This is a genomic window from Actinoallomurus sp. NPDC050550, from assembly GCF_040655075.1.
Lineage (GTDB): Bacteria > Actinomycetota > Actinomycetes > Streptosporangiales > Streptosporangiaceae > Actinoallomurus.
Genome location: NZ_JBFAJC010000146.1, coordinates 1 through 1,507 on the forward strand (window position 1 = coordinate 1; position 1,507 = coordinate 1,507).

Consider the following 1,507-nt stretch of genomic DNA (forward strand, 5'->3'; position numbering starts at 1 on the left):
CGAAAGACATCCCAGGAGCTAGTGATGTCAAGCAGCCCGTTCCAGATGATGCGGCCAGGCGGTCGCCTCGTCGTAGAGGGCACCGGTTTTGAGGCAGCCGTGCAGGATGCCGACCAGCCGGTTGGCGACCTGGCGGAGTGCGGTGTTGTAGCCGGCGTCGCGTGCGCGTTGCTTGTCGTAGTAGGCGCGGGCGCCGGGCGAGACGCTGATGGCCCGGGACGCCTGGGTGAGCAGGGCGTCGATGAGCCGGTCGTTGTGCACGAACCGGGCGGCGACGACCTTCTTCTTGCCCGAGGCGCGGGTGATCGGGGACGTGCCGGCGTAATTCTTCCTGTTCTTGGCGGTGGCATAGCGGTCGGGGTCGTCGCCGAACTCGGCCAGCACCCGGGCGCCGAGGATCATGCCGAGCCCAGGCTGGGAACGGATGATCTCAGCGGCCGGGTGCCGGCCAAAATGGGCCTCGACCTCCTGGTGCAGGACGGTGATCTGCTCCTGCAGCGTGGTCAGGACCGCGATCAGGGCGCGGGTGGAAGCGGCGTAGGCGGCGGTGACCGGGGCCGGTTGTCCCAGATGCTCGGTGCGCAGCGCGGTCTGGATCGTCGTGGCTTTGGCCGCCAGGTCGCCGCGGCGGCGAGCGCGTTTGAGCGCCGCGCTGATCTGGGTGCGGGTCAGTTGCGCGGCCGAGGCCGGGTCAGGTGCTTTGGCCAGCAGTTCCAGGGTGTCGGGGGCGGCCAGGTCCTCAAAGGCGGTCAGTGCGGCGGGGAAGTAGTCGCGCAGTGCGTGCCGCAGCCGCTGGATATGGCGGGTGCGTTCCCAGATCAGCGTCTTGTGGGCGCGGGTGACGACCTTGACGGCTTCGGCCTGTGCGCTGTCGCCGGCGATGGGACGCAGTTGGTGGGAGTCGGTGCGGACCATGTCGGCCAGCATGTGCGCATCTGCGGCGTCGCTTTTGGCACCGGAGACCTTCAGGCGTTCGCGGTAGCGGGCCGCCTGCAGCGGGTTGACGGCCAGCACCGTGTATCCGGCTGCCGTCAGTGCCTGCACCCACGGGCCGCGGTCGGTCTCGATCCCGACCACCACTTCCACATCCTCATCGGCAAGGTCCCCGGCCTGCTCGGCGATCATCGCGTGCAGCCGGGTCATTCCGGCGATGCCTTCGGGCAGGCGGGCCTTGGCCAGCCTCCGACCGGCGGCATCCATCAGCTCGACATCGTGGTGGGTCTCGGCCCAGTCATCTCCCACAAACAGCCGCAACGTCTCTCCTATCGCCGAAATCGCTGGTCAGTGGCCTGCGGGAGAGTCATCGGCGACCTAATCAAGCAGTGCTCACCGCCCGCGCGAGCAGGGCCGGGCACGACATCCCAGCAGCGATCAATCTCCCGCCGACCGGCAAGGGCACGGTCTTTCGACAGGACTTCGATGTCCAGGACACATGAGTGCTCACTTGCCGGCGGCTACCAACCAACCCAGGAGTCTGCCGGATGGCAGGCTCCCAGAACTGATTAGG

At 67.9% G+C, this 1,507-nt stretch carries 1 protein-coding gene; it reads right to left on the reverse strand.

Annotated elements, in window-relative coordinates; all coding sequences use genetic code 11:
- Positions 1-27: 27 nt before the first annotated feature.
- Positions 28-1,254, reverse strand: coding sequence for an IS110 family transposase (locus tag AB0I04_RS55125; protein ID WP_360905069.1), 1,227 nt, complete (start codon positions 1,252-1,254; stop codon positions 28-30).
- Positions 1,255-1,507 lie beyond the last annotated feature (253 nt).